The organism is Microbulbifer sp. ABF4_107 (genome assembly GCF_056312215.1).
On the sequence record NZ_CM149983.1, the window covers coordinates 3,258,190 to 3,282,966 of the forward strand.

Genomic DNA, 24,777 nt, shown 5'->3' on the forward strand with positions numbered 1-24,777 from the left:
CGCCGTATTGAAGCGAGAGAAGGTGAAGGTTTAGCTTCTGTTAGATGAACTTTTTACATTACGAATTGGACAAATTCCTACAATTCAACCGTGAAAATTATGCTAGGGAAAGCCACGGAATTAACCTGCCGGACGCTCGCGCAGACGCAGAATGGCAAGCGTAATCAGCGTGAAGGCAAGTACAGGAAATGAAGTCCACAACACGGTATTCCAGCCAAAGGCACTCAGAATTCCTCCCGAGGCAAAGGACCCCACGGCCATTAGCCCGAAAACCATAAAATCGTTCGCCGACTGGACACGTGTTTTCTCCTCTTCATCGTGACACTGAAGCACCAGTGCCGAAGCACCGAGAAAACCGAAGTTCCAGCCGAGCCCGAGCAAGATCAATGTCCACCAGAAATGGGACACATCCATCCCGAAAAGCCCGACCGCCGCAGAAATTCCGATCAGTAACAGACCAACCATCATCACCTGCTCCGCACCGAAGCGCGCGATCAGTTTTCCAGTAAAAAAACTCGGCGCGAACATCGCAATAACATGCCACTGCAGGCCGAGATTTGACGACTCGGTGGAGTGCCCATGCATATGCATGGCCAGGGGGGCTGCGGTCATCAGAAAATTCATCAAGGTGTAGGAGATAGCACCACAGGCAACGGCCGCGATAAATTTCGGCTGTTTCAGAATGATTCGCAGCGGGCGCCCACCACTGCGCACCTGGCCGCTGGGTCGCGGCAGTTGCACCCCGAGAAGAATGACCGCGCAAAGGGCCGCGACGCCCGCTTGTGCGTAAAACGTTGCGACGAACATGGGCTCTGGCAATAGATGCATGGTCCAGTTGACCAGCTGCGGCCCCACCACTCCAGCCGCCACACCGCCGGCCATTACCAGTGAAAGCGCCTGTGCCTTGCGCGCAGGCGCCACACCGTCGGCCGCGGCAAACCGAAAAGAAAGAACAACCGCCGCATAGGCGCCGCCCAACAGGGTGGAAAGGCAGTACAGCCAGAATCCGGTCACCTCACCGATCATGACCGCAATCACCGCAACCAGGCCCGCCAGGACGCCGGCGCCGGAACCAATCAAAAATGCCGCACGCCGCCCATAGCGACCGGCAATGACACCGGCCGGCAGGGTACACAGCGTCATCCCCACCACAAAAAGGGTCAGCGGAAGAGTGGCGAGAATTGGCAGCGGTGCCAGCGTATGACCAACAATGCCGCCTACCGCGTAGGGCACAATCGAGTTGGCCCCAGCCAGGGCCTGGGCGATGGCTAGCCGCCAGGTATTGCTGCGTTGAACGCGCGCACTTAAGAGCGGTGACGATTCGTACGGGGTGGAACTGGCAGCTTGCATTTTTAGGTACTCAATATACGTGCGGCAGGCGGCGTGGAAAATCGCTTCAGGTTACTGGAAGCGCTCGCGCACAACCCCTTTCAGTTTCGCCGCGGGGATGGTCAATTCAATCTCACCCATGGAATAGGGCCCCAGGGTATACACCCCATAGAGCAAAACCAGGCCATCTTCCGTCAGCCGAAAGTCTTCGGTACGGCTAAACGGCCAGTTCTGCAGAAAGTCTTCGTTGACCTGTTGGGTTTCCAGCCATTGCCCGTGTGCAACTTCTGCCAGTTTCCAGAAGGCGCTCTCCTGGCCAGACGCGAGTACATCGTTCAGCGTCAATTGCGAGTCATTCGCAAGGTCCCAGTTCAGCCAGCGGCTGACCGGTATACCGTGTGCACCGCCGCTATACAGATAGCTGTCAATTTCAATGGTCACTACATCGCCGCGGCGCGCCAGCTGCTTTGCGTTCCCGGTCAACTGCCACTGGGCGGCCGATGCAATGGTCACGGCGGCGGCATCATTGAGAAACTTCTGCGCCACCTTTTCCAGGGACTCAAGGGGGGCATCGGGCGATTCACCGGTGCCCTGCAACTGGGTGAGCATCTGCCGATAGATCGCATCGTTCATTGACGCCTGACCGGAAAACGCTTCCCACTGAATTGCCACAGATGCACATTTATCCGGTGATGTGCAGTCGGGCTCGAGCATCTCCAGCGATCTCACCTGGGATTCCAGCTTGGCGGGTACCGCAGACTGCTCTTGCCCGCGCTCACAGGCACTCAGGCCGAACGCAAGGATGAGAGCCAATACCACTGAGCCACTGACGCGCAATCTATGTGGCGGGAATTCAAACAACATACATTCTCCGTACTGGTTTGATATAGGAAAAGTGCACAGAGCATATGTAGCCACGATCTCTCTCGCAAGCGACTTTATCGTGTTAAAGTGAGCGGTTCGATTGGCGCGACCCGGCAAAACACAGAACCTCCGGAGCTTTGGCTTGATCACTTTTACCCACAAGAACATCCAGCAGATGGCCGACGGAGGCAGCTTTGCCCGCGGCGAAGACTACTTCGCACGGGGGCGGGTACTTGAGGCCTATTACGACCCAGAAACCGAAACATTTCACGGGCGGGTCAAAGGGTCGGCCCGCTACGTTTACCGGGTGGAGCTGGATGTCGATCGCGGCCGACTTGTGGGCCTCTGCTCCTGTCCGGTCGGCCTGAATTGCAAACACGCGGTCGCCACAGCACTGGCACTTCTGGAAGAGGACGCGGCTCAGGAATCCGCACCGCTACCGCCGAAATCTCCCGGGCAGCCGCTTCTCCCGGCGTGGCAACAGTGGCTTGAACAGTTGCCAGCGGCTCCGCGCACCGAAGTTCTGCCTCTGCAGCACGGGCAGCATTACTTGCTCTATGTGCTTGAACGGAACACCCAGGGAAAACTGCAGCTTTCCACAAAAAAGGGCTATCTGAAAAAAGATGGCAGCTGGAGCCAACTGCGCTACTTTAATCAGGAGAGTACCCGCCTCGGCTGGAATCGTCCCAGCCACCTGCTGGACGAAGATGTCACCATCCTGCAGCTTCTCCCGCGCATCAACGCCAGTGGCCGCTTGGGGTTAGTGGGTGAGGAGGGACGACGCGCGCTGAGCTACCTGCTCGACAGCAACCGATTTTATTTTGAAGATGAACTGATCCGCCGCGCCCCCGCGCGGGAACTCAGCTGGCACTGGCGCGAAAATGACGATGGCAGCCGACAGCTGCAGGCGCAACTCGACGGTGCGGGTGACGCAGATAACTGGCAACTGTTGCCGGTCAGTCCCCCCTGCTATCTCGACACGGAAAATTCGGCACTTGGGGATATTGCCTCACCATTGCCCACCGGCCAGCTGATTCACTTACTAAACATGCCGGCCGTCTCCGCCGATGACGTTGGCCTGATGTCTGTTGAGCTCCGCCAGCGAATCCCACAGCCACAGCTTCCACTTCCCGTCGAGCCAAAGCTCACTCGTATCGACAGTTTTACTCCGCACATTACACTGGTGGGCTGTGACTTTGATCACTACAAACTCCCTGCGCTTAAACTGCACTTCGACTACGGTGGCTTTGCTCTCGCCGCCCCCTACAGTATTGACTATACAGGGCAGGAGATTACCCGGGAGCAGGGTGGCGATTATTTTCATATCGTCCGCGACAGCGAGCGTGAAAATCAATGTTGCGATCAGATCTATGATCAAGGCCTGTATTTAATCCCCGAGCAACTCGGTGGCCAGGAAGAAATCTGGGTACTGGATGCCACCAAGCCAGAAAAGATATTTGAGCACTGGAGTGCACTGCTGCGCGATCAGATTCCTGAATGGCGAGCACAGGGCTGGGCGATCGAAACAGATCCCAGCTACCGCTTTGATATTTCCCGCGCGGAAATTTCGGTAGAACTGACCGATACCAACAGTAACTGGTTTGAGCTCGGCCTGGATCTGACACTACCCAATGGCCAACAGTGGCCGATTGTCGATCTTATTGAACAGTGGCTTGAACAGGATGCGCCGGAGCAACTCAGCATTATTGCCGATGGCGACTGGATCAGTGTCGACACGACGCCACTGCAGAGCATTCGCGGACTGCTTCTGGACCTGCTAAAAGAGAAAAAGCTCGGCAAGCCCGTACGCCTGCCTGCATTCCAGGCGGCACAGTTTTCAGAGATCGAAGATCTCAATCAGCGTCACGCTCCCATCACCCAAAAGCTGATGGAAGACTTACAGGATTTCTCTGGCCTGCAGGCTGTGCCGGTACCCAAACACCTCAACGCCACCCTGCGACCCTATCAGCAGGACGGTCTCAACTGGCTGGGGTTTCTGCAGCGATACGGCTTTGGCGGAATTCTGGCGGACGATATGGGCCTGGGGAAAACCCTGCAGACACTGGCGCTTGTTCAGCATATGAAAGAAACCGGGGCACTGACTAAGCCCGCCCTGGTAGTGATGCCCACCAGCCTCACTGGCAACTGGATACACGAAGCGGCACAATTCACCCCGCAGCTGAAAACTACCCTGATTCACGGCCCGGAACGGGATCGGGCATTCGATCAGATCAAAAACTGCGACCTCGTCATCACCACATACCCCCTGCTGGCGAGGGACCAGGCGCGCTATCGCAACCGGAAATTCAGCCTGTTGGTACTGGATGAAGCGCAGGCCATCAAAAATCCCACCACCAAGATTGCCGAGTGTGTACGTCAGATCAATAGCGACACCCGACTGTGCCTGTCTGGCACACCACTGGAAAATCATTTGGGAGAGCTGTGGTCATTGATGGATTTCGTCCTGCCGGGATTGCTTGGCGGGCGCAAGACCTTCCAGCAGACTTATCGTACCCCGATCGAATCTCACGGTAATCACGATCGGCAACAGGATCTCGCGCGCAAAGTACGTCCGTTTATGATGCGACGTACGAAATCGGAAGTGGTTGCCGAACTGCCGCCGAAAACAGAAGCCATTCAGTATGTGGAGCTGGGAAGTAAACAGCGCGCATTGTATGAAAGTGTGCGCATCAGTATGGAGAGACGCATCCGCGACCTGGTGGAACGCCAGGGTATGGGCAAAAGCCATATCGAGTTTCTCGACGCACTGCTGAAACTCCGCCAGACCTGTATCGACCCGCGCCTGGTCAAACTGGAGAAAGCCGCAGGGATCATGGAAAGCGCCAAACTCAACTGGCTCGAAGAGAACCTGCCGCAATTGCTGGAAGAAGGCCGCAGTATCCTCATCTTTTCCCAGTTCACCCAGGTACTGAAGCTGATCGAGGAACAACTCTGCGCGCAGAAAATCGATTACACCAAACTCACCGGCCAGACCCGCAAGCGCCAGCAGGCCATCGACAGCTTTCAGAATGGCGAAGTGCGGGTTTTTCTGATCAGCCTCAAGGCCGGCGGTGCCGGCCTAAACCTGACTGCTGCCGATGTAGTGATCCACGTTGACCCCTGGTGGAACCCCGCCGTCGAAAACCAGGCCACCGACCGCGCCCACCGCATCGGCCAGGAGAAGCCGGTGTTTGTGTACAAACTGGTGGCGGAAAATACCGTGGAGGAGCGCATTCACCAGATGCAGCAACAGAAGCAGGCACTGGCGGATGCGTTGTTTGATGCAACAGGCAATAGCGGGTTACCAACTGACAAGGAAGAGCTGCTCGCGTTGTTATCCGCAGACCATTGATCTGCATCAATGGCCGTCTGGAGAGAGGACGCGAATCATTAAAATGAAGCGCTCAAACCAATACCAAAAAAGTCCACACCCGCATATTGCTCTACAAACTCGCGCGAGCGCCGCGCATAGTACGCACTCCAGCGATATCGGCCGGTAGGCACCATCAATCCTAGCTGCCACTCACCCAAATAGGATTCTTTCTCCACACTGTGGCTGTCCTTAAAGGTGTTTCCATCGAGGAAAATATCCCGCTGCACCAGCCGGAAATGCACATCAGAATACAAATACCAGCCACCAGTGGCACGCATGCCACTTTCCGGGCCAGAGGTCACCGGAGCCAACGCACTCACACCGAGACTGGATAACAGATCCCGTCCGACGCGCACCCCGGCACCGGACACCAGCGAGGTATTCACATTGCCGAGGTTGCCCCCGAGAGTGCCCGACAATTCAAGTTGCAAACCGCCGTCACCGAAGGGCCGAACATGCGCCCACTTGCGCGCATAACTCAATTGCAGGGTCGGCTCGTCGCGCAGCTGGTTGTCCCAGCCGCTGATATCGTAGGTGCGTAATAGCTCGTGGGTGGAACGCTGCGCCTGCTCGGCACCGGACGATGGGCCGACAATACCGGCAGAAATTTCGAAACGCTCCGCCACGCTAAACGGTGCCCCCGGATTCAGGTCCACGGATTGCAGTGCGCCACCGAGATACAGCCACCCTGCATAAGGACGGTCGTATTCCAGTAGCTCTGTTTCGAAAATTTCGAAGGGGGTAAAGATCGCCTGGCCGATAAAAAACTGCGAACTCAATTCGCGGTTTTGATAGTGGTCCGGCAACAGGGATTGAATCCACCCGGCGGGATTGTCGGCGGTATAAGAAAGCCTCAACCCCTGGGTGTAATCGGCGTCGTTTGTGCGACCAAATGAGTCATTTTCCAGCTGCAGGGAAACACTACCTGCAGTGGCCGTGGCGCCAGCGGAAGCAAGAATTAACGCACCCATCCATTGGGCACAATTTTGCCACCATAACGAAGTTCCATTTCGCGTTATCTTTTTCACGAATGGATTTTAGGAGAGCGGTGGCGAAGCTCCAGAAATTCGGGTAGAGAGATGCGCCGGTCAATAAACCGGTCAGGTGGCTGCGATCACCTCACTGGCGCGCTTTCCAAAGCCAGGCCAGCGCGCCAATGAGCGAACCGAAAATTGTTCCCAATAAATGGCTGGATACCGCCACTTCTGCACCAATCATCTCCGCGGTGGCAGCACTGGGACCCGCGGTCAATTCCCACGCCACTTTCGCCCAGCAGCCAATCAACAACAGCGCGCCGGACCAGCGGCGCTGATACAGATCACTCAGTGCGCCAAAACAGAAGAGTCCGTGCAGAACCCCGGAAAGGCCGTAATAGATCTCCACACCCGGATAGCAGATCCACAGCCCAAGGCTGATCAATACGGCCAACAGTGCCGTCAAACCCAGGTACGCGGCGACCGGGCGCCGCCCAAGCAAAGCGCTCTGCCCAAACACAAACCACAGCGCCACCACGGCGGCGCCATTGAGCATCAGGTGCGCGAGGTTGGTATGCACCAGATGCCCGGACAGCAGACGCCACCACTGGCCGGAAGCCAGCAGGGCGCGGTCATACATAAACCAGTCGGGATGCAGGAACTGCAGATACTGCAGCAGAGCGCAGAGTATCAGTATCAGTACAGGGCCGCCGATACTGCCGGCCAGGGTTGCTCGGTCTATCTCAGGTCTCTCCCTTGTGCGCAGACGTTACTCGCGTGGTGTTACAGGTCTGAGCGCACTATGGGTGAAAAGCCATTACTTGGCAATTCCCCCGCCGACAGGCAAATGAGACCGATTATTCCTCTCCGGAAGCGGCGCTGAGATCCATCCGATACACCGCTTCCCCGCGCGGGTTTACGTCCAGCAGTCGCGCTTTCGGCAACTGTGCAGCGATGAATTGCGCTACGCGCTCGGTATCCGGAGCGCGGAATACGATCTCAAGATTCCCGCTGTCCTCCACCGGCACAAAGGACCAATTGCCATCCGCGGCCGGGGTAACCGGGCTGTTCGCGCGGATATAGTTGGCCAGCACCTGGCGGTTGGTGTCTGGAGACTCGATCACAATGTGCTCCTCCCCGGTACCGGCAAACATGCCACCGCCCGCGCGGTAATTATTGGTGGCAACCAGAAATTGATCCTCAGCCGATACATCCCGCCCCTGGTAGTGCAGGTTGACGATGCGCTCACCATCACTCACCTGAACACAGCTACGGCTGTAACGGGCCGGCTGCGTCACGTCGATCTGGTAGGTTACCCCATCAATGACATCGAAGTTGAAGCTGGGGAACCCGGTAAAATTCACCAGCTCCTGCCGCGCGCTGGAACCAGTGTCGATCTGATTGAATTGCGATGCCGCACACTCGAGCCACTGGGCAAGCTCTGCCCCCGATACTTTGACCGCCACCAGCGTATTCGGATAAACGTAGAGGTCGGCGGCATTCTTTACTTTCACCGTCCCTTTCGGAACCACCGTAAAGCTGCCCTCCTCCGCACAGATACCATCGCGGTCACACACCTTGAATGGCGCCGCAGCGGAGAGCACCGGCAAATGCTGTAGATTTACGTCACCGCGGATCAGATTTTCCACATACCATGTTTGTGCATCGTTCACGATCTGAATGGTTGGGTCATCCTTTACCAGCGCCAGGAAACTGAAGATATTGGCAGTGGATTCACCGATTGCCTGGTTCATATAATCGATAGTGGACTGATGATCATCCGTCACCAGAGCTTCGAGACTCGCATCTGCTTTCACCGCCGGCGCGCCGTCAGGAAAAATTGCCGGGGTGGATGCTTTACTATCGGCGACGGACCAGATTTCGGAGCCGGTATCGTAATCCAGCACCAGGTCTATCACCCCCAGATGGCTACCCCAGTAACCGGGCATTACCGCCGGTACACCTTTTATGGTGCCCGTCTCGATGTCGACTTCAGCAACCCCGGCAAACTGTTCGGAGGGAAACAGAAGATGGCTGTGGCCGAACATGATCGCGTCGATCCCCTCGACTTCCGCCAGGTGCCAGCTGCTGTTCGCCTCAAGGTTCGCCTCATCGTAGACCCGGGTACTGATTCCGGAATGGGGAATGGCCACCACAATATCCGCACCCTGCGCTCGCATTTCCGGCACGAAGCGCTCGGCCATAGCGCGAATATCCCGGGTTTTTACTCTACCCTCCAGCTTGTTTTTATCCCACTGCATGATTTGTGGCGGCACGAAACCAATAAAGCCAATGGTGATACCGTGTGGTTTGCCCGCGCGGTCCAGCAGCGTTTTTTCAATCAGTTTGTACGGCTCAAAATACAACCGGTCATTGGTGTCATCGCTATCGCCGTCATCGACAAAGATATTGGCGCTGATATAGGGAAAGTCTGCATCGTTGACACTTTCCGCCAGAAATTCCAGCCCATAATTGAATTCGTGATTACCGTAATTGGCCACGTCATACCGCAGGGCGTTCATCACCTTGAAGATCGGGTGTACCTCACCCGCAGAGATACCTCCGGACTGGCGCCAGTCACCCATGGGGCTGCCCTGGATCAAATCCCCGTTATCCACCAGCGCACTGTTCTGGGGGTATTCCAGTTCCGCTCGCGCATTTTTTATCAGGGTAGCCGTGCGCACCAACCCCACCTTGGGGTCCTCGGTGTCGCGGTAATAGTTGTACCCCATTACATGGGCGTGGATATCGGTGGTTTCCATCAGGCGCAGGTCCACCTGAACCGCTCCGTTATCCTCAACACTCGCGAACGACGCCGTGGAGCGGTGATTGTCTTCACTGCAGCCGAGCGCAAGTGTCGTCAAGAGGGCTAGTACAGCGGGGGCTAACGGGTATCGAGCGGTGAAGTTCATCTTTTGCCATTCTTGCAGGACGCGTAGTCCACAGTCTGCCGGATGGAAAAGAATTCTTGACGAAGATTTGATAACGATTCCATTACAGTCGTTTATCCGCCATTGGCGCTATTCTGTTCTACGCTTACCGGGGACCTCCCCTGCGCGATACGGTCCCCCAATTCTGCGGTAACAACCGAAAATCCCCAGTCAGATTCGAGGTTTGAGCATGACTGTAAAGCTACCCTCTCCTGTCATGGTCATAGCCATGACACTGCTCATCTCGCCGAGCTTCGCCGACGAAATCCCCATGGACAAGGCAACTCTGAAAGGCGATGAAACCATTGAGACCCCGATTGGCGATATCGAGCTGCAAGACAGCTACTTCGATGACGACGCCTCCAAGCGACTGTTCGACGAAATGGACTACCAGCGGGCATCCCAGGCGTATATCTGGAGCACCCCCATGGTGAGCTTTATGACCTGGCGGGAAAACCAGAAGAAAAGCTATGGGGCGACGCAGCCCAGTGACTTTGTCGTTTACCGGTCCCTAAAGGAAAAGCGCGGCATTGTCACCGCCAACCTGACCACTCCCTACATCTTCAATTTCTCCAACCTGAAAAATGGCCCCATACAGATCGACTACCCGGCCGGGCAGACTGCGGGAGGGGTGCTGGATTTCTGGCAGCGCCCGGTATTCGATCTCGGGCTGACTGGTCCGGATCAGGGTAAAGGTGCGACCTACATTGTTGTTGGGCCGGACGAGGCCCCGGAAAAGTACAAGAAAGATGGCGTGCACGTTTTCCAGAGTGCTACCAACAATATCTTTGTCGGTATTCGCGTTCTCGACCCGGATCCTGGCTACTTCAAGAAATTTACCGCGGACTACAAGATGGGGCCCGTCGGTAAAGCGACGCAGACTGCGCGCTTCATTCAGGACAAAAATATCGAGTGGAGTGCCACCGCACCTCGCGGCATGGCCTACTGGCAACATCTCGCCGACTTCGTCAACGAAGAGCCAGTGCGCGAAATTGATAAAACCTGGATGGCGATGCTGAAGCCGCTGGGGATCGAAAAAGGCAAACCCTTCAAGCCAGATGCGCGTCAGACACAAGCGCTGTTAAGAGGTGCCGCCATGGGTGAGCTGATGACCCGTAATCTGCAGGTAAATCCGCGCTATACAGAGCCCTACTGGAAGGGCACCCAGTGGTACAAGAGCTTTGACTTCCACACCGAACAGGAAACCGCCGACCGCCAGGAACTGGACGAGCGCGCGACCTGGTTCTACGAGGCAGTGGGCAGCAGCGAAGGCATGGTCAACCCCACTCCCGGCAAAGGCCAGGTGTATATGACCACCAAGCGGGATAGCAAAGGCCGCATGCTACGCGCGGAAAAGAACTACAAGCTACACGTTCCGAAGGATGTGCCCGTAGGCCAGTTCTGGTCCGTTACCCTGTACAGCGAAAATACCCGGCGCCCCTACGACAATGGCGGCGCGGACATCTCCGATGTCAGCCTGGGGAGCAGAACCGAGGGGCTGAAGCGCAACAGCGATGGCAGTATTGATCTGTACATTGGCCCGGACGCACCAAAAGGGATGGAAAGCAATCACCTGAAAACCGTCGGTGACGACGGCTGGTTTGTGTACTTCCGCCTCTACGCTCCGGAAAAACCGTTTTTCGATAAGAGTTTTAAACTAAGTGATTTCGAGCGTCTCGACTGACCCAATGACCTTAGCTGGCACGAGGAGATAGCAATGTACAAGTCCCACTTCTTGCCACTAATGGCAATACTGATCGGCGCACTATTGACCGCAGCTGGTGTCACCAAACCTGCGGTTGCGCAAGACAAACCCGATGCCAAACAGGCCGCACAGATTGCCGAAGACGCCTATGTGCTTGCCTATCCACTGGTGATGAACTACCGCACCATGTACAAGCAGGCCATTGAGGGAGATCGTGCCTTCGGGAAATGGCTGCACCTCGGGGTGTCTTCACCCAAAGATAAAGATATTGTACCCCCAATAACGACACGTCCTACTCCTACGCCTGGCTCGATCGAAGAACCCGGACGGCTCACTTACCCTGTATTTCTCCCATGAGCCTCCAGGGAAAGACAAAGAGGGGAATTGGCTGCCGACACCCGATGGGCCTTTCTGGACGGTACTGCGTAACTACGGCCCGGATCAGTCGATGATTGAAGACCGCCACGAACTGCCCCCGATGAAAGCGGAGCCGAAACAGTAAGGCTCAAACAAGACAGCACCGGATTATTTCCGGTGCTGTCCACAACTCAGTACGTCACCACGGCTTCCCGCTGCCGCCCTTTCTCCTCAAGGGCCCTCAGTACCAGAGTCGTCACCAGTGAAGTTACGACTTTTTCAGCACACATACCTGATCACCGTAGTAATTGTCGCTGTAGTTGCATTCGGCGTTGTAATCGGCTTTCTGTAGTGCGCGCCTGATTTGGACAGTCATGATTTTCTCCCTGATTGTTGGTTGAATCAGGGGCAGAATAAAGTGAGCGGGCGAATAGATAAAATCAAATAAAACTCTCACAGCTATTGAGAGAGGCTATTCAATTGCTCGCCGAGATACCCGAGCAGAGGGTGGGCCGCTGGCAGGAATACGCGGGAATACACATCTTCCAGATCCAGCGGATAAAACTGTTCGTGCACCAGAAAGCGCGCTTCGCCACGCAGATGGAACAGGTGCAGCATTTTGAACTGAACTACCTCGGCGATGCTGTTCGCGGTGCCGGGGCAGTCCAGCACACCCTCTGTGACGGCGCGGTCGCGGAGAATGGTGGCCACCTTTGTATCCTCCCTCATCAGATCGTCGAGTATCTGCAGGGCCAGCAGGTCGTGCAGGTCGCCGCGCCCCATACTCCAGTTTGGTTGCGGTGACTCCAGGTCGTGTAGCGTTGCCAGTGATAAGGCCTCGCTGGTATCGACACCCAGTTTTATAAGAAGTTGGTCCATCGCCCGATCAGCAGTCGCGCTCTGTGGCAGACCGAGGGCCCGGGTCTTTTCCGGACCCCAGGGCACATGGCCCTTGCGAGCATAATAGGTGTACAACAGGGCCTTGCGCTGTTGCTGGTATTGCGAGGGCTCGCCGTTGCGCAAGCGCAGAAAGGCACCGCGGGCCGTGGCGCTACCCATGGCGATATTGGAAAGTATCAGCTCCGCACCAAACGCATGCCGGGCAATACGCCGTTTGCCGCCCCGATGCAGCGGTTCGTCCCGCCACTGTAAAAAATCGAAGCGGGGGGATTTTCCGTCGCCGCGAATTATTGCGCGCATCTGTTCAAGGTGCCGGCTGTCCAGCGCCTCCCCCTGGGGGCCGCGGGCGACGTTATCGCCGAATACCCCGGGCCATTCCATATTGGAGCCCCACACCGGCCGGCTGTTCTCGGTGCCGTGGCACTCGGCACAGCTTGTATCATTGCGTTGCAATTGGGGTTTGTCGCCGGAAAAATCGAATACGGAAAATTCCCAATGGCCACTGGGCTCGTGCAGCTCGGCGACATCGAGTAAGTGGTACTTCGGGTCGTCCGGCTTTGTGCCCACGTTCAACAGGAATCGTCCGTCCGCGCCAAATAGAACGATGCGTGGGTATTGCAGGTTGGACTGCCCGGTAGCCCGGGTGTGCTCCACCAGAGAAAAATTGGTGCGGTAATGCTCGGGAAAGTAATTTAACAGCGCATCAATGGAGCGAATATTTTCCCGCTCGATAAACTGCTGGATCCCGTCGATCGACATTTCCAACGCTTTCTCGCTGGCTCCCGGTGCGGCGCTGACAGACACAATGGTATCCAGTGGCGTCCTTGGACAAAGGGTGCGGCCAACCTGCTCACCGCCGGAAGCCTGCAATGGCAGTGCGCTATTAGCACTGGCATCGATCCCCTGCCCGCACACGATGGATAAAAAAAGAATCCGTATTCCATTGCGGCAGTAAACATAATAACGTTTAAAACCCGTCACATTATTTTCTCCGGACACGAGGGTGCTCCTGCCACCAGCAACTGCTTCAGGCTTGCGGAAAGCCCAGGGTTTTCCGCAAGTTTTTTCAGCTGGTATTCAGAAGTCGCGGCATCGAATACACATTGGTAATGAAAGATGCTCGCGGTATTTTTCCGCAACACCATCAGTGCGCCTTTCGCCTGGTACTCGAGGTAATAGGCAGAGAGCGGGCACCCCTGAAGTGCACCAGACTGCGCAAGCATACTGCGCTGCGGATAATAAATGGGGCGATCAGACACCAGGTATTCCCGGGACGGGAACCCGGCGGTAGACACCTCCACACAATAATTGCCGAGATGGTCCTGCGCTACAGCACTCTGTTTCCGCGCAATAAACTGGTCCGCGACAACCCCATCCGCAACAAATCCGTCCGTAAGAATGGAATGACTTGACGCAGGGGGAACCACAGGCGGTAAAGCTTCCATCGCTGTATCGGCAGACTGGTATGGGGAAAGCAGTGCGGAGTCAGGGGAAGGATCGGGTGGCGAGCTGGACACTGAAATTGCAGTCGCCGGCCACGGAAGTAACACAGGGTTTGAGGACAGCAGCCACCAGACAATCGAGGCCGCCGCCAAAGCGGCGCCCCCGATCATCCACAGTGACAGGATCAGAGTGCGCACTGCGCCGAAGCGGCCTGGGCTTCATCGACAAAGCACTGGCCACAGGCCTCGGAGTACAGCGGATGGGAGGCCGGGCAATGATTGCTGGGCTCGGGTTCCGGCTCTGGCTGCGGTTCTGGCTGCGGTTCTGGCTGCGGCTGTGGCTCTGGTTCAGGCTGGGGTTGCGACCCACTGCCATCACAACCACCGCGGTACTCGCAATCCTGCGCCGATACGCCGGGCTGCCAGCTGCGCGTAAACTCCAGCATGGAGGCCTTCACAGACTCATCCAGGTCTCCAGCGTATTTGTCGATCGCACCGTCGCCCATGTAAAGCCCCACGTACGCCATGATGTCGTCGGTGGACAGTCCGCAGCCAAAATCTGTATTCAGCAGCTGCCGTGGGTCCGATCCCTTTGCCATGCTCGCTTCATTGCGAGTGACAATGCCATCGCCATTGGTATTCAGCAGATCCACCAGCTCGTTACCTTTTTGCGGGCCAATTAGCGCGCTGAAATAGGTTTTCGCATCCGCCACCGTCATCGTCGGGTTGATCGAGGGAACCGGCCCCTGGTAACCCGCCAGCGCCTGGAACTCATCATCGATTTCAATACCGAGGTTGTACTCGATATCGATGATCGCTTCACGGGCATTGGCCGGGTCGCTACAAATACTGGCATTGCTCACGAAGGTGCCTTCGGCGTTCAGGCAGCCAGTATCGTTGCCCACGTAAGTAACGCAGACGGTATCACACCACGACTGGGTAAATTCCGTGCGGCGGCCAGAAACCACATGAGAGGGGTTTTCATCGCTGTGACAGGTTTGTGCCGAGCCACCACTGCTGCCACCACTACTGCTACCACCACTTGAAGTACCGCCACTTGAGCTGCTGGAACTGCTGCTGGACGAACCGCCAGAGCTTCCACCGTCCACCGTACAGCCCCCGGAAGCCGCCTGAGCTGCATCCGTATAGCAGGCGCCGCCACAGGCCAGTGGGTGGCTGGCGGGGCAGGACTGGGCCTGCGCTTTCATGCCAACCAGAAGGAACAGAGCCGCGGCGAGCAGAGCCCCGCGCGGCAGTTTGTGAATAGTCATCGCTTTTCCCTTTCCATTTTTATTGTTACGAGCGACGCAGGCTACGGCAGCGCCCCCCGGCTTGATAGGAAGGTATTGCGGAAAAATATTGAGAAGCCGGCAACGGCGAAAAAATGCGGGGAAATCCTCCTGTACCGAATAGCGCCAGACTATTGCCCCAAAGGCAGCCATAAAAGCAGGCCCAGATGTAAACGTTAACAAAATTGGCGGAATGGCTAAAAACTTACCTTCCCAGCTCTGGTAATCCAATTCTGACTAGGGCAGACTAAGCACAAAATGAAAACGTTTACATTTGCTGTAAGGCCCTCGCCTCACCAAAGTGACAGATGAGAAGTGATAAGAAAATGGACAAACTCAGTCAGTTGCGGGAAATGACCGCCGTCGTTGCCGACACCGGCGACATCAATGCCATCCGCCAGTTCACTCCGCTGGATGCCACCACCAACCCTTCGCTGCTGCTGAAAGCCGCGCAGCAGGCGGAATACCAACCGCTGATTGACGATGCCATCACCTGGGCGTCCAGACAGAACGGCAGCAGTGATGAGCAGATTGCCCTGTGTGGCGATCGCCTGGCCACCAAAATTGGCTACGAAATTCTGCAGATCGTGCCCGGCCGCATTTCCACCGAAGTGGATGCGCGCCTGTCGTTTGATACCCAGGGCACCCTGGCCCGCGCGCGCCGCATCATGGACCTGTACGCGCAGATGGGCGTGGCGCCGGAGCGGGTGCTGATCAAGGTCGCCTCCACCTGGGAGGGCATCAAGGCTGCAGAAATTCTCGAGCGCGAAGGTGTGCACTGCAATCTGACCCTGCTGTTCAGCTTTGCCCAGGCCCGCGCCTGTGCTGATGCCGGCGTTACCCTGATCTCGCCTTTTGTAGGCCGCATTCTCGACTGGTACCTGCAGAATACCGATGCCACCGGCTTTGCGCCCGAAGAAGATCCCGGCGTGCAATCCGTGCGCCGCATTTATCAGTTCTACAAAGAGCACGGTTTTGACACCACCGTCATGGGCGCGAGCTTCCGCAACACCGGGCAGATCGAGGCCCTGGCGGGTTGCGACAGCCTGACCATCAGCCCCAACCTGCTGGCGGAACTGGCCGATGACCAAGGTGCACTGCCCCGCGCACTCACGCCAGCGGCCAACGGTGGCCAGTCCTCCGCGCCGATTGGCGAAGGCGACTTCCGCTTCCAGCACAACGACGATGCCATGGCCCACGACAAACTCGGTGAAGGTATCCGTAAGTTTGTGGTGGATCAGATTGCACTGGAAGAGCAGCTCAAGGCCCGTGCCGCTCAGGCGCAGGGAGCACCTGCGTAATGAGCACCACCACGCAAAACGTTTTTCTCGGTATTGATGCCGGCACCCAGAGCCTGAAACTGCTCGCTTACGACGCGGATAAAAAAGAAATTCTGCACGTGAGTGCCGCACCACTGGAACTCATCAGCCGCGAAGACGGCAGCCGCGAGCAGATCGCCGAATGGTGGCTGGATGCCCTGCGCCAGTGTATGAACGAACTGCCAGCCCAGATCAAAGGCCGGGTGCGCGGTATCGGCGTGTCCGGTCAGCAACACGGCTTTGTTCCGGTCAACAGCGCGGGGGAAGTGATTGCGCCGGTAAAGCTGTGGTGTGATACCAGCACCATTGCCGAGTGCGATGAAATCACCGAACGTTTTGGCGGCGTTGATCGTTGCATCGACACGGTGGGCAATCCGATCCTGCCCGGCTACACGGCCCCCAAAATTCTATGGCTAAAAAAGAATAATCCGGAGGCCTACGCAGCCCTGGCGCATATTCTTCTGCCCCACGACTACCTGAATTTTTTCCTGACCGGAAAAATCTTCACCGAGTACGGCGATGCCTCCGGCACCGGCTATCTGAATATTCTGCGCCGGGAATACGATCGCGACATGCTTGCGGCGATAGACCCGGATCGCGATCTGCTGCCGCTGCTTCCACCACTGGTAGAAGCCCACAACACCATCGCGCTGGCCGATGACATTGCGCAGGAATTCGATCTGCCCGCCGACGTACAGGTATCCAGCGGCGGCGGCGACAATATGATGGCGGCCTTCGGTACCGGCTCCGTGACCCCTGGTGTACTGACCATGAGTCTTGGCACCTCCGGCACGCTATTCGCGTACAGCGACAAACCGGCCATCGACCCCAACGGTGAACTGGCCGCCTTCTGCTCCTCCAGCGGTGGCTGGCTGCCCCTGCAGTGCACCATGAACTGCACCGTGGCCACAGAGCGCACCCGCAAGGCCCTGGGCAAATCGATTCCGGAGTGTGAGCAGTTGCTGGCGGATTCAAATCCCGGCGCCGACGGCCTGTTGAGCCTGCCGTTCTACAACGGCGAGCGTACCCCCAACCTGCCACATGCTCGCGCCAGCCTGCACGGCATGGATGACAGCAATACCACCGCGGCCAATCTTTACCGCGCGGCCATGGAAGGAGCGACCTTCACCCTGCGTCGCGGCCTGGATGCGTTCAATCGCGCCGGCCAGAAATTTACCGCCATTCGCCTTACCGGCGGCGGAGCAAAAAGCCCCCACTGGCGGCAAATGGCTGCCGATGTATTCAACCTGCCGGTAGAAGTGCCGGCACAACAGGAAGGCGCGGCATTTGGCGCGGCCATGCAGGCGCTGTGGGCCTGCGGCGATGCCGGTGATCTCAACGCACTGATTGCGCAGCACCTTGCGGTGGACGAGTCCCTCGGCTGCACACCGGACAAGGAAACCGCGGCAACCTATCAAACCCACTATCAAAACTACCTGGATCTGCTCAGCCAGCAGCATCCCGAACTTCCATAAAATTGATCGCACAAGTTAGCGAATACTGGAGAGAAAACATGAGCAGAAACCTGTTTATCGGCGATAAAGAATACTTCCCTGGAATTGGTCAGATCTCGTTTGAGGGGCGTGATTCCGATAATCCACTGGCATTCAAATTTTACGATGCAAAAAAAATCGTCGGTGGGAAGACAATGGAAGAGCACCTACGTATTGCAGTGTGTTACTGGCACACGTTCTGCGGAAAGGGCTCCGATCCATTTGGTCGAGACACTCAGACCTTCGCTTGGGATGATGCCCCAAATGCCATGGCCGCCGCGCAGCAGCGTATGGATGCAATGTTCGAATTCAGCACCAAAATTGGCGCTCCGTATTACTGCTTCCATGATGTGGATATGGCCCCGGAAGGCGAGACGATCGTACAGAGTGAGAAGAATCTCTCGAGAATGGTTGAGCTGGCCGCCGAGCGCCAGCAAGCCACCGGCATGAAACTCTTATGGGGCACAGCTAACCTGGTCAGCAACCCGCGCTACATGAACGGTGCTGCGACGAACCCGGATTTTAATGTGGTGACCTATGCGGCGTCCCAGGTCAAAGCCGCGCTGGATGCCACTGTCGCACTGGGTGGTGAGAACTACGTATTCTGGGGCGGGCGCGAAGGTTATATTTGCCTGCAGAATGCCAACACCAAAAAGGAGCAGGAAAATTTCGCACGGTTCCTAACCATGGCGCGAGACTACGGCCGTTCGATCGGCTTTAAGGGCGATTTCCTGATCGAACCCAAACCCATGGAACCGAGCAAACACCAGTACGATTTCGACGCACAGACAGTGATCGGCTTTCTGCGTCATCATGGCCTCGATCAAGATTTCAAACTCAATATCGAAGCCAATCATGCCACCCTGGCCGGCCACACCTTTGCGCACGAACTGCAGATGTGTGCCGACGCCGATATGCTCGGCTCCATCGACGCCAACCGTGGCGATTACCAGAACGGCTGGGATACCGATCAGTTCCCCACCGACATCTACGATGCGGTACATGGCATGATGGTGGTTCTGGAAAATGGTGGCTTCAAGAACGGCGGCCTCAATTTCGATGCCAAGGTACGCCGCGAATCCATCGACATGGAAGACATCTTCCTCGGCCATATCGGAGGCATGGACACCTTTGCCCGCGGCCTGGAAATCGCCCACAAAATTCTCACCGAGTCCCCCTACAAAAACTGGAAGGCCGATCGCTACGCCAGCTTTAGTGAAGGGAACGGCAAGGCGTTTACCGAAGGTAAACTGAGCCTGACAGACCTGCGCAACCTGGCCGTAGAAAACGGCGAGCCTAGCCCCACCAGCGGCAAGCAGGAGCTGTATGAGAATCTAATCAATCAATATATCTAAATATCAACATAAAACTACTGCGCGGGCGCCTGGCGGCGTCCGGCAGTGCTCGGGATGCTCATGTACTAAAGTATACTCCGCTCCCTGTGCGCTGGCGGCCACCACCAACCACCCGCTCGCTACGTTTTCTGCCAATATTTAGTGATGATTGATGTCACCTCAACGTCAGATGACTCTCGCTTCAGGCCCGCATTTGCGGGCCTTTTTTATTGCTCGCAAAAGCCAGAAACCGCGTCATCCCGGCGAAGGCCGGGATCCAGAATTGCAGAGGGTGGGAAAGAGGATTCACAGGCAGCCAGCAACATATTCTGACTGCAGCAGGAAAGACAAAGGCCGCTGGTGACTGGATTCCGCCCTTCGGCGGATTGACGGGCGGAGGGGTTACTTTTTTAGCTTGGTGTAAAGATCTGGTTCGGTATTCAGATACAGCGGATCCGATACGGTCTCACCCCAGAACTTCGCCACCTCCAGATTGTCATTCAAGCGCGCATTGGATTCCGCAAAATACCCCGGGCAGTTGTGATCCAGTTGCTGGCTCCACATGGGAGAGTATTCGCTGTCGTTCCAGCGGGCGTTGATATAGGAAATCGCGCGCACCACATCGCGGTTTTCCCGCACATGCTGATCGAAGGTTTCGATCCAGGCCTTGGCTACCTGCGGCGCCTGCACCAGATCAATTTGCGCCGCGCAGTCACCGGTGTGGGGAGTTACTTCGGCAATAAATACCTTGTGCCCTCGCTCGCGGGCAAAGCGCAGTTCCTGCTTGCCAACCTTTGCATTGGTATTGGTAAAGTAGGAATAGCCGATCCAGTCCACATAAGCACCCTTCGCGTCCGCTTCGGGATAAAAATCCTGCATGGTCTGGTAGCTGGCATAGCCGAAGGACTGCATCACATAGGCCACATTGCCCACACCGGCACCTTCCAGGTAGCGGCGGATATACTTGAATGCATCCTTGTACTGCGCGGCATCGTAACCGTTCCAGGAGCCATCGAATTCGTAACCGATACGCAACAGAATCGGCCGCTCGCCCTGGGTTTTGGCCCAGTCGGCAAAGTCTTTCAGCAGGTGATCAAATTCACCCCGGGCGATACGGGCAGTATTGCAGTGCGCCTTACCGGTACACACTTCACCCTTTTCCCCCAGGGGGCCGGCTATATACATACCGATGGCGACCACCGCCTGCTCAAAACCCGGTTCCTGCAACAGGCAATCCGTGCACTGCTCACCGCCACCCCAATTGGTGGCCTTCAGCAACCCGTCATTGCCCTGATAACTCTGTGGATAATCCGGCGCAAACGCCGGGTACTCGTTGCCAACCTGATAGGAGATATAGTCAGTAAAGCCCGCAGGCCGCGGCACAATATTTTTTTCGGATAATTCGTAGTAGGCGCGGGTAGCGGCGAGGTTCTGTCCGGCCACCACCAGCACCCTGCCGTCTTTCGGCTCGTAGCGGGAAAACGGCACCGCGCTCGAGGGCACAGCATGCTGACTCTTTGTATCGGGTTCACCCATCCACGCCCAGACGCCGGAACTCAGGCCGACACTCGCGGTAATACCCACCGCCATTGCCACACCCGCGGCAAGTGCCGCTTTCCCGATCCGTTTTTTATTGTTCATTTCCGATTTATCCATTGCTCTGACTCCTGGCCGCCTCTCACACGAGGGATTCGCTCCATCAAACCGATGGTGCCGGGTTTACACCGGATGACGGATGCCCGCCTTCGTTCTGGCTGCCGGTTTCCATATCAGCTGCACGCGCGTGGATAGCGCGCATTTCCGCACTGGTAAGCCGGTAGAATTTCATGATGATCGCGTTGGCTACCGCGCACACCGCGGGCATCAGAGCCACCAGTACCACGATGCCGCCGAGTGCGCGGGCACTCTGCTCGGTATTGGCCTGATAGTCATAGAATGCGAGCAGCCAGCCGGTCAGCGCACCACCCACGGCCAGGCCGAGCTTGATCACCAGCAAGTGTGCGGAAAAAGCCATCGCCATACTTTTGCTCCCAGACTGCTGCGCACCGTAGTCCACCGTATCCGGCACCATGGAGAACATCAGCGGAACCACAATCATCTGGAAGAAATTCGCCAGCATAAACACCGCGAAGGCCAGTACCAGTTGCTCGCCGGGCACGAAATACAGCAGCAAGTGGAATACGATCACGCCGAGATTGGCCAACTGGAACAGCCGCACTTTGCACATATAGCGCGTGAGCACATTGGTCAGCAGCGCGCCGGCCACTGCCGCCAGCATGCCCGCGGTAATAAACTGGCTCACCAGATCTTCGCGGCCGAGAAAATATTTCACGTAGTAGGGAGTAACCGCACTGCGCACCGCCACCAGCACCAGCAGGAAAAACGCTACACCGGCAATCAATAGCCACTGGCGATTACCCAGCAGCTGTAGAAGATCCGCGAGGATCGATTTTTTCTCTTTAGTCGGCGCTTCCACCACCCGCTCGCGGGTAGTCCAGAAACACACCATAAAACACAGTACCGCGACCACAGACAGCACACCCAGGGTCATCTGATAACCAAACGCAAGGTCGCCATTCAGACCACCGGCAAAATAGTGCACCAACGGCATGGTCAACGCGGTCACAATCGCGCCGCCCACCATGGCCATGGCAAAGCGGTAGGACTGCACCGAGGCGCGCTCTCGCGGATCACTGGTGAGCACGCCGCCGAGGGCGGAGTACGGGATATTGATAATGGTGTACACGGTCATCAGTGCCGCGTAGGTCACGTAGGCATACACCAGCTTGCCATTACCCGAGAGATCCGGCGTGGTAAAAGCGAGTACCGCAAGCGCCCCGTAGGGAATGGCAGAGAACAGCAGCCATGGACGGTATCGCCCCCAGCGGCTGCGGGTGCGGTCCGCCAGCCCCCCCATTACCGGGTCGGTCACGGCGTCAAACAGGCGCACCGCGAGCATCAGGGTGCCCACCGCAGCGGCGGAAATACCAAACACATCCGTGTAAAAGATCATCATAAAATTGACGACCACCTGAAACACGATATTACTGGCAGTATCACCGAGCCCGTACCCCAGCTTTTCTTTCAGGGTCAGGGGTTGTGATTGTCCGCCGAGGGGCAGGCTGCTGTTTCCACTCATTGCACCACTTCTCCGGTTTATTGTTATTTTCGTTAATCCGCCTGAGCGCTGCTGTCAGGTCGCCGGCTCAGTAATTTCTTCAGTGCGAGCGCACTGGCCTTGGGTGTGCGCTGCTGGGTTTCGTAGTCCACGTAAAAGAGACCGAAGCGCTTGTTGTACCCCTCCGCCCACTCGAAGTTGTCCAGCAGGCTCCAGGCAAAATAGCCGCGCAGATTGACACCGCGCTCTATGGCGACTTCCGCGGCCTTCAGGTGCGAGCGAAGGTAATTTACCCGTACCGTGTCATTCACCACAGGCTCACCCTGCCCATTTGCTTCAAGCTGATCCGGTGCGGCCATACCATTTTCGGTGACGTAGAGTGGGGGCGTACGCGGGTGACTGGCCAGATGTTCCAGGGTGCGCGTAAGACCTTCGGGATAAATTTCCCACCCCATATCGGTTGCATCTTCACCGGCGTAAGGTGGCGCGTCATAGCCAGCCGCATTGTCCGCGGCACACACCCGATTGCGGGTGTAATAATTCAGCCCCATAAAATCCAGCTCGGCACTGATCAGCGCCATATCGCCGGGTAAAACCAGCGGCGCGGCTTGCGGGTGGCGATTGAGTACGGGCTCTGGGTAGCTTCCTTCCAACAGAGACTGCAGGAAGAAATCCCGGTTTTCCATATCCGCCAGTAGGCAGGCATTGCGATCTGCCAGGGTGTTTTCCACCGGGTCACTGGGAGAGATGTTCAGCACAATACCGACTTCCGAAGCCGGCGCGTTCGCGCGAATTTTTGGTACCGCAAGGCCGTGGGCCAACAACAGGTGATGAGCCGCCTGATAGGCCTGCTTGCGGTCCCGCACACCGGGCGCATGAATACCGTGCAGATAACCGAGGAAGGCACTGCACCAGGGTTCATTGAGCGTGCTATAGGAAAATACCTGTTCACCAAACGCCTTGCTGACCACATCCGCATAGTGCGCGAACGCGTAAGCGGTTTCCCGGTTCAACCAACCACCGCGATCCTGCAGGTATTGAGGAAGATCCCAGTGGTACAACGTGATGAAGGGTTTGATTCCGCGCTCGGTCAAAAAATCCAGCTGCCGGCGGTAGTGATCAAGGGCCGACGGATTGACGGGACCGTGACTATCCGTAATGACCCGCGGCCAGGCGATGGACAAACGATAGGCATCCACACCCAGGTCTTCCACCAGCGACAAATCCTCTTCCCAGCGGCGATAGCTGTCGCAGGCACGGTGCCCGTCATCCCCGTTCGCCACCCGCCCGGGTTCCGCACAAAAGGTATCCCAGATACAGGGCACCCGACCATCGGCGGTATTCGAGCCTTCAATCTGAAAGGCGGCAGTGGCGGCGCCGAAAATAAAATCTTCGCGCAACAGTGGTGAGCCAGGGCTTATCCCGAGGCCATCTGCACTGGTCGGGGTATCGGAATGGGTTTGTGCATCAGTGTCCATGTTTACAGACTTTCCACTGTCGTTTTACGAAAGGCCTGGGGTGTAACCCCGAAGACACGTTTGAATTTGCTGCAGAAGTGGGCGCTGTCGCTGAACTCGCACTGGAAGGCGATATCTGCGATGCGCAATTTCGAGGTAGACAGCAGCTGGACCGCGTGCTGCAACTTGCGCTTCAACAGAAAATCCTGATAGCGCAGGTTCAGGGTGGCGTGGAACAGGCGGGAGAAGTGGCTGCGGGAAATACCGCATAGATCGGCGGCCTGATCCAGTGTGAGCGAGAGCTTGCTGCTGTCCTGAAAATATTTGAGCACCGGCTCCAGGCGCCCGAGGCCAGTGGAGCGGGATACATCCGCGGCATCTTCCTGAATCACCACTTTTTCAATCTGGATCAACAGTAATTGCAGCACCCGGTTGCGCAGCAAAATCTGCTCCGGATCTGCATTCACCTCGCAACACCAGTGCAGCATCATGGTCAGGCGCTGTAGCATTTTGTCTTCCAGGCGGCACACGGCACTGGGCATATCTTGCGCGGTATAGCCCATAGACAGTTCATCCATCACCTGTGGCTCAAACTGCAACAGAAAAAATTCCTGTTCGCCGTACTCCATTACCATTTCGTGTACTGACAGGGAGGGGAGATAGAGTAGAGTTCCGTCCTGGATCGGGAACTCGGTCCCATCCAGAAAAATTTTTCCCGCCCCCTTCACGAACAACATCACCTCGAACATCATGTGGAAATGCGGGGCAATATCGCACCGATCTTCGGGCGAAAACTGATAATAGGCAGACTTTACCGTCTGCCCCTGGGGCAGTTCGATATTTTCGTACAAGAGGGCACTGTTCACAGCAGCTTTCCTCGCTCTCAATCGCTT

Annotated in this window: 19 protein-coding genes; 7 read left to right on the forward strand and 12 right to left on the reverse strand. The window is 56.7% G+C overall.

Going from position 1 to position 24,777, the window contains the following annotated elements; all coding sequences use genetic code 11:
• Positions 1-120: 120 nt before the first annotated feature.
• On the reverse strand, positions 121-1,350 hold the full coding sequence (locus ACYX4K_RS13405) for an MFS transporter (protein ID WP_475091625.1): 1,230 nt from the start codon (positions 1,348-1,350) through the stop codon (positions 121-123).
• Positions 1,351-1,401: 51 nt separating this feature from the next.
• The gene (locus ACYX4K_RS13410; protein ID WP_475091624.1) at positions 1,402-2,193 is read right to left on the reverse strand and encodes an RsiV family protein; all 792 of its coding nucleotides are present in this window, start codon (positions 2,191-2,193) and stop codon (positions 1,402-1,404) included.
• Positions 2,194-2,335: 142 nt separating this feature from the next.
• On the opposite strand from ACYX4K_RS13410, the gene ACYX4K_RS13415 reads away from it, so the two are divergent.
• On the forward strand, positions 2,336-5,545 hold the full coding sequence (locus tag ACYX4K_RS13415) for a DEAD/DEAH box helicase (RefSeq protein ID WP_475091623.1): 3,210 nt from the start codon (positions 2,336-2,338) through the stop codon (positions 5,543-5,545).
• A 38-nt stretch (positions 5,546-5,583) separates the two neighbouring features.
• Here the strand turns inward: ACYX4K_RS13415 and ACYX4K_RS13420 are convergent, their stop codons facing one another.
• From ACYX4K_RS13420 to ACYX4K_RS13430, 3 genes are all read right to left on the reverse strand, one after another.
• A complete protein-coding gene (locus tag ACYX4K_RS13420; protein ID WP_475091622.1) occupies positions 5,584-6,537 on the reverse strand; it encodes a lipid A deacylase LpxR family protein in 954 nt (317 codons plus the stop codon).
• A 148-nt stretch (positions 6,538-6,685) separates the two neighbouring features.
• Complete coding sequence (gene rrtA, locus ACYX4K_RS13425) at positions 6,686-7,180, reverse strand: rhombosortase (RefSeq protein WP_475091621.1); 495 nt, start codon at positions 7,178-7,180, stop codon at positions 6,686-6,688.
• Between the two features lie 217 nt (positions 7,181-7,397).
• Entirely contained in the window at positions 7,398-9,404 is a 2,007-nt protein-coding gene (locus ACYX4K_RS13430) for a bifunctional 2',3'-cyclic-nucleotide 2'-phosphodiesterase/3'-nucleotidase (protein WP_476178707.1), read from the reverse strand.
• A gap of 256 nt (positions 9,405-9,660) precedes the next feature.
• Here ACYX4K_RS13430 and ACYX4K_RS13435 point away from each other — a divergent pair, with 256 nt between their 5' ends.
• From ACYX4K_RS13435 to ACYX4K_RS13445, 3 genes are read left to right on the forward strand one after another with little or no spacing between them, the layout of a single operon-like run.
• Positions 9,661-11,154 carry a DUF1254 domain-containing protein gene (locus ACYX4K_RS13435; RefSeq protein ID WP_475091619.1) on the forward strand — a complete coding sequence of 498 codons (1,494 nt, stop codon included), beginning with the start codon at positions 9,661-9,663 and terminating at the stop codon, positions 11,152-11,154.
• A 33-nt stretch (positions 11,155-11,187) separates the two neighbouring features.
• A complete protein-coding gene (locus ACYX4K_RS13440) occupies positions 11,188-11,532 on the forward strand; it encodes a hypothetical protein (protein ID WP_475091618.1) in 345 nt (114 codons plus the stop codon).
• Positions 11,516-11,677 (forward strand): DUF1214 domain-containing protein, encoded by a 162-nt coding sequence (locus ACYX4K_RS13445; protein WP_476178826.1) that lies wholly within the window; start codon positions 11,516-11,518, stop codon positions 11,675-11,677. Before ACYX4K_RS13440 ends, ACYX4K_RS13445 begins: the two co-directional genes overlap by 17 nt.
• 314 nt (positions 11,678-11,991) lie before the next feature.
• Here the strand turns inward: ACYX4K_RS13445 and ACYX4K_RS13450 are convergent, their stop codons facing one another.
• The 3 genes from ACYX4K_RS13450 to ACYX4K_RS13460 form a co-directional block, all read right to left on the reverse strand.
• On the reverse strand, positions 11,992-13,431 hold the full coding sequence (locus ACYX4K_RS13450) for a hypothetical protein (RefSeq protein WP_476178708.1): 1,440 nt from the start codon (positions 13,429-13,431) through the stop codon (positions 11,992-11,994).
• Positions 13,410-13,877 carry a hypothetical protein gene (locus ACYX4K_RS13455; RefSeq protein ID WP_475091616.1) on the reverse strand — a complete coding sequence of 156 codons (468 nt, stop codon included), beginning with the start codon at positions 13,875-13,877 and terminating at the stop codon, positions 13,410-13,412. Before ACYX4K_RS13455 ends, ACYX4K_RS13450 begins: the two co-directional genes overlap by 22 nt.
• Before the next feature lie 182 nt (positions 13,878-14,059).
• Positions 14,060-15,145 carry a hypothetical protein gene (locus ACYX4K_RS13460; protein ID WP_475091615.1) on the reverse strand — a complete coding sequence of 362 codons (1,086 nt, stop codon included), beginning with the start codon at positions 15,143-15,145 and terminating at the stop codon, positions 14,060-14,062.
• Between the two features lie 344 nt (positions 15,146-15,489).
• Between ACYX4K_RS13460 and tal the strand changes: the two genes are divergently transcribed.
• From tal to xylA, 3 genes are read left to right on the forward strand one after another with little or no spacing between them, the layout of a single operon-like run.
• Positions 15,490-16,464, forward strand: coding sequence for a transaldolase (gene tal / locus ACYX4K_RS13465; protein WP_475091614.1), 975 nt, complete (start codon positions 15,490-15,492; stop codon positions 16,462-16,464).
• Positions 16,464-17,957: a xylulokinase gene (xylB, locus tag ACYX4K_RS13470; protein WP_475091613.1), complete on the forward strand. Its 1,494-nt coding sequence runs from the start codon at positions 16,464-16,466 to the stop codon at positions 17,955-17,957. The genes tal and xylB overlap by 1 nt, the downstream gene beginning before the upstream one ends.
• Before the next feature lie 38 nt (positions 17,958-17,995).
• Entirely contained in the window at positions 17,996-19,330 is a 1,335-nt protein-coding gene (gene xylA, locus ACYX4K_RS13475; protein ID WP_475091612.1) for a xylose isomerase, read from the forward strand.
• Between the two features lie 381 nt (positions 19,331-19,711).
• Here the strand turns inward: xylA and ACYX4K_RS13480 are convergent, their stop codons facing one another.
• From ACYX4K_RS13480 to ACYX4K_RS13495, 4 genes are read right to left on the reverse strand one after another with little or no spacing between them, the layout of a single operon-like run.
• Positions 19,712-20,965: a glycoside hydrolase family 26 protein gene (locus ACYX4K_RS13480; RefSeq protein ID WP_475091611.1), complete on the reverse strand. Its 1,254-nt coding sequence runs from the start codon at positions 20,963-20,965 to the stop codon at positions 19,712-19,714.
• A gap of 43 nt (positions 20,966-21,008) precedes the next feature.
• Positions 21,009-22,448, reverse strand: coding sequence for a glycoside-pentoside-hexuronide (GPH):cation symporter (locus tag ACYX4K_RS13485; RefSeq protein ID WP_475091610.1), 1,440 nt, complete (start codon positions 22,446-22,448; stop codon positions 21,009-21,011).
• Positions 22,449-22,480: 32 nt separating this feature from the next.
• Positions 22,481-23,905 (reverse strand): GH1 family beta-glucosidase, encoded by a 1,425-nt coding sequence (locus ACYX4K_RS13490; protein ID WP_475091609.1) that lies wholly within the window; start codon positions 23,903-23,905, stop codon positions 22,481-22,483.
• Between the two features lie 2 nt (positions 23,906-23,907).
• Positions 23,908-24,750: a helix-turn-helix transcriptional regulator gene (locus ACYX4K_RS13495; protein ID WP_475091608.1), complete on the reverse strand. Its 843-nt coding sequence runs from the start codon at positions 24,748-24,750 to the stop codon at positions 23,908-23,910.
• Between the last annotated feature and the right edge of the window lie 27 nt (positions 24,751-24,777).